The sequence below is a fragment of the Lysobacter tyrosinilyticus genome (genome assembly GCF_054779815.1).
In genome coordinates, this window is sequence record NZ_BAAGXN010000016.1 from 1 (window position 1) to 7,432 (window position 7,432).

Consider the following 7,432-nt stretch of genomic DNA (forward strand, 5'->3'; position numbering starts at 1 on the left):
GTCCAATGCCTAACAATTCATTCAAGCCGAAGCCGCTTCGCGGCTCGGCTTAATTCAGGCGTTAGGCCCCATGAGAGGAATCCTCGCAGTTTTCTCCCTATGTCTTTGTGGCTGCGTGACCATGTCGCGCCCCGTGACCGATAGCTTGTCGTTGCACGTTGACTCGTACGACCCAGAGAGCGGCAAGTACCAGCTTACGCTCCGTAATGACTCGTTGCGTAGCGCAATCTTTCTGCACTATCTCGTAACGTACTCAACCAACCCAACTAACGGGCCAGTCGGCCGCCCAACCTTTCCGCCGGATGAGCCTGTGATGCTTCATGACCGCCGCCTGGAGCCAAAGTCAACTTTCCAGATTGCGGGCACTTGCTCGTCTAGCGAAGCATGCCGTCAACCTGGCACCTATGCGGGTGTTTACGCTTGCTGGTTCACCGCGCGATGGGAGTGTGATCAGTACTTGTTTGCGTGGTCGGACAGGGCGCTAAATGGGCCCTAACAATTCATTCAAGCCGAAGCCGCTTCGCGGCTCGGCTTAATTCAGGCGTTAGGCCGCTCATGGCAAGTCCATATCCGCTCAACCCAAAGCAGTTCCAGGCAGTCTTGGCACTGCCCGGACCCGAACGCTACCGGCACTTTGTTGGACGGGTCGCTGATTGGCAGCTTGTCTGGGGTCTGAAAGACAAGAACGGCTGGGTTTCTGCTGCAGATGACGATGGCAACTCAGCCTTTCCCTTCTGGCCTCACCCGGACTATGCCGCGGCGTGCGCCACCGACAACTGGGCCGGCAATTCACCTGACTCCATTGAAGTACACGAGTTCTTGGAGCGCTGGTTGCCCGGCATGGCCAAGGATGGAGTGGCAGTTGCCGTGTTTCCTACCCCTACAATGCGCGGCACTGTCGTCCCGGCGCTTCAGTTACAACAGGCCATCCAAGATGAGCTGTCACGCATCGAGTGATCGGCCTAACAATTCATTCAAGCCGAAGCCGCTTCGCGGCTCGGCTTAATTCAGGCGTTAGGCCCCAAAGAGAGTTTCATGCCGCCCTTGTCCATTGTGCTGACTGTAGTCTTCTTGATGCTTCACTCAGTATTGAGTCTCCTTGCTCGATCCGCCCTGCGATCCGATCCTCGCGCTCGGGATGAGCTATTCACCTACGGGGCAAACCAGCTATTTGGGCGTCCGCGTTACATGCGTGTTCAATTCATTTTGCCGTGGGTGCGTCCGCAATCACTGGCGAATCGTCCTTTAGGCACGCGCCTGCTCGTCTTGGCATCCAGACTGGCGGGCTCAGGAGCAGTGATAAGCTTCATCGTGTTAGTCGCCGACTTCGTGCCGCATGGGGCCTAACAATTCATTCAAGCCGAAGCCGCTTCGCGGCTCGGCTTAATTCAGGCGTTAGGCCCCATGAGACACATCTTCTGCGCTGTTATTGCCTTCCTTCTACTTGGCTCCGCATCAGCTGCGGAGCCTTCCCTCGTGAATGACCAAGAGTTTTCGCTCAGTGGCATCGCTCTCGGCGACACAGAGGCTACTGTTCTGCGCAAGCTCGGACAGCCGCGCCGCACCACGGACACCGGCGACTTCCTCGACATCCGCATGGACTACCCTGGCTTAACCGTGTGGCTCGGTGAAGGGCGTCGCGTCGGCGAGGTGCTCAGCACCTCCAAACAACACTGCACGCCGGCCGGCATTTGTCCCGGCATGCCCTTCGCCAAAGCAAAGGCAAAATATGGTCCGCCGCTGGTGGCTGATCGGGAGGACGGCACCTTCATGGAGTATCCGGGGTCCCAGTCGGCCTGCTGGCTGCAGATTGCTGTCAGCAAAGGCATCGTCAAGTCTGTGCGCGCTGAGTGCCAGCCGTGATGGGGCCTAACAATTCATTCAAGCCGAAGCCGCTTCGCGGCTCGGCTTAATTCAGGCGTTAGGCCTCTTATGCAGAAAGTCGATCTACCTAGAATCTCGGAGAGAGTTCGGGGGCTCACCCTCCCGGAGAACGACACGATGTACGTGTTCGACTACGACGAGGTGTTCCTCGTCTCGTTGCAGCCACCCTCCGTCCAAGTGCTTGATGACAACCCCTACTCATTTGCGGAGTTGCATCCGGAGCATCTGGGAGTATCGGATAGTGCCCCGTTGCTCCGAGTTGGCTCCGCCAGCGTTTCCTACAGCTTCGATCCTGCCGCACCTTCTCAGAATGTACAGCTAGATCTCGACGGTAAGATCCATGACATTTCTTTCAGGACGCTCTCTGGTGATTGGTTCATTGCCTCGCTGTCCCCGGATGGGGCATATCTAGTCATTGCTGAGCCGTACTTGATAGAGGTCTACTCCCTGTCCCGGGGAGAGGCCTAACAATTCATTCAAGCCGAACCCGCTTCGCGGGTCGGCTTAATTCAGGCGTTAGGCATCTATGGCAGACGTCACAACGGCCGACACAAACGGCAAGACCGTACGTATCGGCAACCTCGTCAGAGTCATCGCCCTGCAGATGGAGCTGTTCGATTTCCTCGAGCCCAGCGAGATCGAGGACATTCGCTCCATGATTGGCGAGACATTTCCCGTAGAGGAAATATCCTCTACCGGCTTGGTAACAGTGACAAAGTGGTTCAACCGTGGGCCTGGTCAACACGAGTCGCATACCCTGTCCCTACCTCAGGGGCAGTTTGAGCTCGTCGGCTAGATGCCTAACAATTCATTCAAGCCGAAGCCGCTTCGCGGCTCGGCTTAATTCAGGCGTTAGGCGCCATAGAGAGCATCAGGAATGTCCAAGCAAGACAAATTCATCGGCGGCATTACGACCGCTCATGCACTCCTCGGCTCCCTATGGGCCGTTTGGATTGCTTCGCAAATTGGCTACCCCATAGCCTTCGTCGGCACAAACCTCGCACTGGCATTGGCTGGTGCAGTTGCGGGCATTGGCTGGCTCCGCAACGTTCGCTGGGCTGGCTATTTGGTCCTGCTCTTCTATGCAATTCAACTGGTACATGTAACCACTCCCGACTACCAGTTCTTATTTACTCTTGGCTTCAATCTCAGCATTTCCGTTGGCTGGTTCGCTCCATCCGCAGAGTTGGGATTCAATCTATTTGCGGGCGGGATGCTTCTATGGGCTAGCTTTCGCCCAAGATTCATAGAGAGCACTCCCGCGGTGGCGCTGTCGGATGGCGCCTAACAATTCATTCAAGCCGAAGCCGCTTCGCGGCTCGGCTTAATTCAGGCGTTAGCACCCATGACAGCCTTTCGCATCCTTCTTGTGATCCTGCTGATTGCCGTCACCCCCAGTGCTTTGGCACAAGATGCTAGGTTCATATCTGCCCGCCCATCGCCTCTCAAGCAGGCCGGCGTCTCTAAGCCCAACGAGACTACGTTTTCTGGCAGGGTCAAGATTGCTGGCTCATTCGAGGTGATCTGGGAGCCAGGCAGTGAGGGCTATCCCTTTCGCGTCCTGTTTAGGCCCGATAAGCCCAGCCGTGAAATCTTGCCTCATGATTCGCAGCGCGGCCCTGTCCGAGAAATATGGCTAAGAAACACTGATGTAGCACTTCGAGCCTTTCTTACTCCAGCCCAGCGCAAGTCCTTGGCGGCCGCTCGTTCGCGCCAAGCGACTGGCCGGGCTACGGTCATCCTCAACTCCTACCGTACCGGCGTGGACTGTGATCAGCGCGGTTACAACGCATTGCTAGTCTCAGTCGTCCGGAAACCAATCAATGTCGTTACAAATGCACCCGCCCCGGAGTCCATGGATAGGTGCTAACAATTCATTCAAGCCGAAGCCGCTTCGCGGCTCGGCTTAATTCAGGCGTTAGGCCGCTACCAAGTCATCCAACCATGGAAACAGACGAATACAGCAGTTCGGCATTCTTTGTTGCCGTCACCACCAAGATGGTTTCAGCCGTATTTATGGCAGCGGCACCATTAATATTTGTCGCAATCCTTTACCAAGGCGGGCTTGGCACGGTACCTGTTCACGATCGCAGCGGACAGGTCATTTTCTACATCAACAATGTTGTTGCGGCGCTTATCTTTTCTTGGCTTTGGTTCTAAATCAGCGCGCTGATATTCTCCTTTTCAAAGAAGGTCGTGGCCAAGCTCAACAAGCACCGTGACGTGGCCTAACAATTCATTCAAGCCGAAGCCGCTTCGCGGCTCGGCTTAATTCAGGCGTTAGGTCCCGCATGAGAATTCTCTGGCTATCCGCAGGGCTACTGTTAGCTGGCTGCTCGTCACAGACCGCGTACTTACGCGCTCTCGAAACGCTACCGGAGCATGAGTACGGCCTGTTCTGCTGGGCGCAAGGCCCCGTATCTAGCGAGAGCGAATGCCGGGACGCCCTGGCAAAGCCTGACCTAGATACCTGCATAGCAAGCCTCTCTGAGAAACGTGCTCCTGCTCTTCTCCAAACTGCTCAAGCCCGGGTCCTTTCTTGCATGAGCCAGCGTGGGTGGCGCAGGGAGTTGTATCTTGCTGTCTACATCTAGCGGGCTCGGCGGCAGCGGGCCTAACAATTCATTCAAGCCGAAGCCGCTTCGCGGCTCGGCTTAATTCAGGCGTTAGGCGCCACAAGTGACTACCCCATCGTTCAGTAGAACTCTCAGCGTTGCATGCTTTGTGGGCGGGCTTATTGCCACCTGCATTCTCACTGCCACGGCGCGATCGGCCATTGAGTATGCATCCGCCATCAACTCTGGCATCGGCCCGCTGCATACCTTCGTGCAGCTCCCGATCTATCTGCTGCTCTCAGCCTTAGTTGCCTTGGCTGTGCTCGTCTTCGCGCGGGCTAAAAGGCTCTCTGTAATGTCAGCGCGCCAACACGCCGCCCTGGGCGCTGTGTGCGGCCTCGCCTCTACGCTCCAATTGGCTACACCTTGGGCACCAGAGCTACCGACCCTTCTAGTAACCACGGGCATCCCTCTTGGCCTCGCAGTATTCTTGCGGGCACGTATAGGTGGCCGAGTTGGCGCCTAACAATTCATTCAAGCCGAAGCCGCTTCGCGGCTCGGCTTAATTCAGGCGTTAGGCCGCAGCGAGCATGGTCATACACAAAGTTTTTGGTCTCGACATATCGGACACCGGCCCGGTTGCCGCAGCTCTTGGCAAAGCTCTGGGGCTGACGTTTACCCAACACGAGAGTAGTTATCTTGGTGAGTACTGGCTTCATGAGGGCGCCGACGGCGCCAAGGTTGCGGTGTCGTACAACGAGGATCCTATGTACTTACCTGGAGACCCCGAAGAGGAAATGTACGTGCATCCTGATTTTCGGAACTGCCCCGTGCTCGTATCGCTGACCGTTCCCTTGGCTCTTGAGGCAACCTTCAGCGACGCCGTTACAGCAATTCATTCTCGTGCGGCCGTGATTAGTCGTGATGCGGCCTAACAATTCATTCAAGCCGAAGCCGCTTCGCGGCTCGGCTTAATTCAGGCGTTAGGCCGCATGAAAGTCTTTCTCACGACCATTGTTGCTTCAATCGCCGCGGTCATAGTTCAACCGTTCGTTCTTTTCATCTGGTTTCTTTTGCCAGACCTAATCATTTATGGCGCCGAGGTTTCGTGGGCCGACCTTGGTCCGCTCTTCTTCTACACCATTCTCTTTGCAACTCCCTTTGTGCTCCTGCTGGGCATCCCTCTTTCCATAGCACTTTGGCGCTTAGGCAAGTTCCGTTGGTGGCCACTCGCCCTAGTGGGAGCATCTGCGGGGGCTCTATTCGCAGGATGGGACTTGCCTGGCGGGGATCCAGGCTACTCATCTGGCGGCAACTGGTATGGCCAGTACCGGGAGTTTGTTGTTGCCGGGGTTCCGACGCTCTATGGCTGGCTCAATTACATTCAGTCAGTGCTCGCATTCGCTTTACATGGCTTCGCTGGCGCTAGCATCTACTATCTGGTTTGGGCCTCCGTCTTGCGGCCTAACAATTCATTCAAGCCGAAGCCGCTTCGCGGCTCGGCTTAATTCAGGCGTTAGCTGCCTCCATGGTTCCATCGCTCGTCGAAATCAACAACGCAGAGAATGGCTACTTGGGCCGTGATGGCGCCCCGGTGCTTGGCGAATCTTTCGAGATGCTCCTAACCCGCTGGGCTGCAGGCGAAAGAGACCGCGAGACGGCACTCCGTCTGCTCTTCCTGAGCTGGTACTGCAATGCTGAGCCTCCGTTTCTCACCGGGCTACCCGCGGAGCACGACACGGCAACTACATGCTCGGAGACTTTTGCGGCCCTTGGCGGCGTCGGGACTTCGGACCCAGAGGTCTGCTTTGTAGTGGGCCTAATGGCCCAACTCCTTCCATGGTGCCTGGGAGACGAGGCCTATTGGGTGGAGTTGGGCCGCGTCCTCGCCGGGCGTGCCGTCGAGCTCCAGCCAAACGGCCCCTCTCCAACTGTTTTTTCAGGGCGCGGCGCGTACGGTGAGTACTTTTCCCACATGTTGTCTGCACGGGCAGGCAGCTAACAATTCATTCAAGCCGAAGCCGCTTCGCGGCTCGGCTTAATTCAGGCGTTAGGCACCACAAATGACATTTCCGGCGGCCAAGAATTCCTACGAAGAGTCCGTGCTCCGCAACATTGGTGAGCACGGATGGCACTTCACTCACGTGTTCGGGGACGATGAGGGACCGTCCTTTTCCTATTCGGTTGGACTGCTGTCCTCGTACAACCACCCCGAGATCATTCTGTTCGGCCTACCGCAAGAAGCCGCACATGGCTTGGTCAGCCTTATCGCCGACCGAGCAGCAAGTGGTGATCCCATCGACCTTTCCAAGCCAAGCGACGAGATTATTCAAGGCTACCCTTGCATCTTCGTAGAGGTCAGTCGAATGAACCGAGAGGAGTACGCACTATCCGACTGCTGGCTGTATCAGGACAGCGACTTCTCCATGTATCAGCTCGTCTGGCCATCCAAACAGGGCTTGTTTCCATGGCACCCTGACGCACCTGAGAGCTTTCGCTGGTCTCAGCCGGTTCTCGGAGATACGGGCAGTGGTGCCTAACAATTCATTCAAGCCGAAGCCGCTTCGCGGCTCGGCTTAATTCAGGCGTTAGGCCTCCAATGAGACCCTCTCCGACTCAACTACTAAACCTTGGCTTTGTAGCCGCTTGGCTAGGGGTGGCGTACGTATCCGTCGGGGCCGCAATGTGTGTGGTAGCGGTCGCATTTTTTGTTCATGGTGTTGTTGGCGCTGTTCGGCGCAAGATCACCACAAAGGGCAGATCTAGCGCACCCAAAGAGTACGTCGGTGCTGCTGCTGTGCGTGAGGGGCTATTCGTTGCATTCCTTGGGCTCTTGTTTGGAGCCTTTGGCCTGCTGACCTGGCTTCTTCCGCGCTGACGTAGTTTCCCACTAGGCTAGCGGCGTCCCATTTGGCGTCGCGCGGCCTAACAATTCATTCAAGCCGAAGCCGCTTCGCGGCTCGGCTTAATTCAGGCGTTAGGCCCCACATGAG

9 protein-coding genes are annotated in these 7,432 nt (G+C 56.6%); all 9 read left to right on the forward strand.

The genetic code is table 11. The features are described from left to right. Positions 1–555: 555 nt before the first annotated feature. The 9 genes from ACYVGK_RS17655 (at position 556) to ACYVGK_RS17695 (ending at position 6,979) form a co-directional block, all read left to right on the forward strand. Entirely contained in the window at positions 556–957 is a 402-nt protein-coding gene (locus ACYVGK_RS17655; RefSeq protein WP_460736137.1) for a DUF2750 domain-containing protein, read from the forward strand. Positions 958–1,476: 519 nt separating this feature from the next. After that, the gene (locus tag ACYVGK_RS17660; protein ID WP_460736139.1) at positions 1,477–1,863 is read left to right on the forward strand and encodes a hypothetical protein; all 387 of its coding nucleotides are present in this window, start codon (positions 1,477–1,479) and stop codon (positions 1,861–1,863) included. 69 nt (positions 1,864–1,932) lie between these two features. Next, positions 1,933–2,352, forward strand: a complete 420-nt coding sequence (locus tag ACYVGK_RS17665; RefSeq protein WP_460736141.1) for a hypothetical protein — start codon at positions 1,933–1,935, stop codon at positions 2,350–2,352. Positions 2,353–2,410: 58 nt separating this feature from the next. Then, entirely contained in the window at positions 2,411–2,680 is a 270-nt protein-coding gene (locus tag ACYVGK_RS17670) for a hypothetical protein (protein WP_460736143.1), read from the forward strand. 81 nt (positions 2,681–2,761) lie between these two features. Next, positions 2,762–3,172: a hypothetical protein gene (locus tag ACYVGK_RS17675; RefSeq protein ID WP_460736145.1), complete on the forward strand. Its 411-nt coding sequence runs from the start codon at positions 2,762–2,764 to the stop codon at positions 3,170–3,172. A 656-nt stretch (positions 3,173–3,828) separates the two neighbouring features. Next, complete coding sequence (locus ACYVGK_RS17680; protein WP_460736147.1) at positions 3,829–4,044, forward strand: hypothetical protein; 216 nt, start codon at positions 3,829–3,831, stop codon at positions 4,042–4,044. A 985-nt stretch (positions 4,045–5,029) separates the two neighbouring features. Beyond that, positions 5,030–5,374 carry a hypothetical protein gene (locus ACYVGK_RS17685; RefSeq protein WP_460736149.1) on the forward strand — a complete coding sequence of 115 codons (345 nt, stop codon included), beginning with the start codon at positions 5,030–5,032 and terminating at the stop codon, positions 5,372–5,374. Between the two features lie 57 nt (positions 5,375–5,431). Beyond that, the gene (locus ACYVGK_RS17690) at positions 5,432–5,947 is read left to right on the forward strand and encodes a hypothetical protein (protein ID WP_460736151.1); all 516 of its coding nucleotides are present in this window, start codon (positions 5,432–5,434) and stop codon (positions 5,945–5,947) included. Between the two features lie 555 nt (positions 5,948–6,502). Next, complete coding sequence (locus ACYVGK_RS17695) at positions 6,503–6,979, forward strand: DUF4262 domain-containing protein (RefSeq protein ID WP_460736153.1); 477 nt, start codon at positions 6,503–6,505, stop codon at positions 6,977–6,979. Positions 6,980–7,432 lie beyond the last annotated feature (453 nt).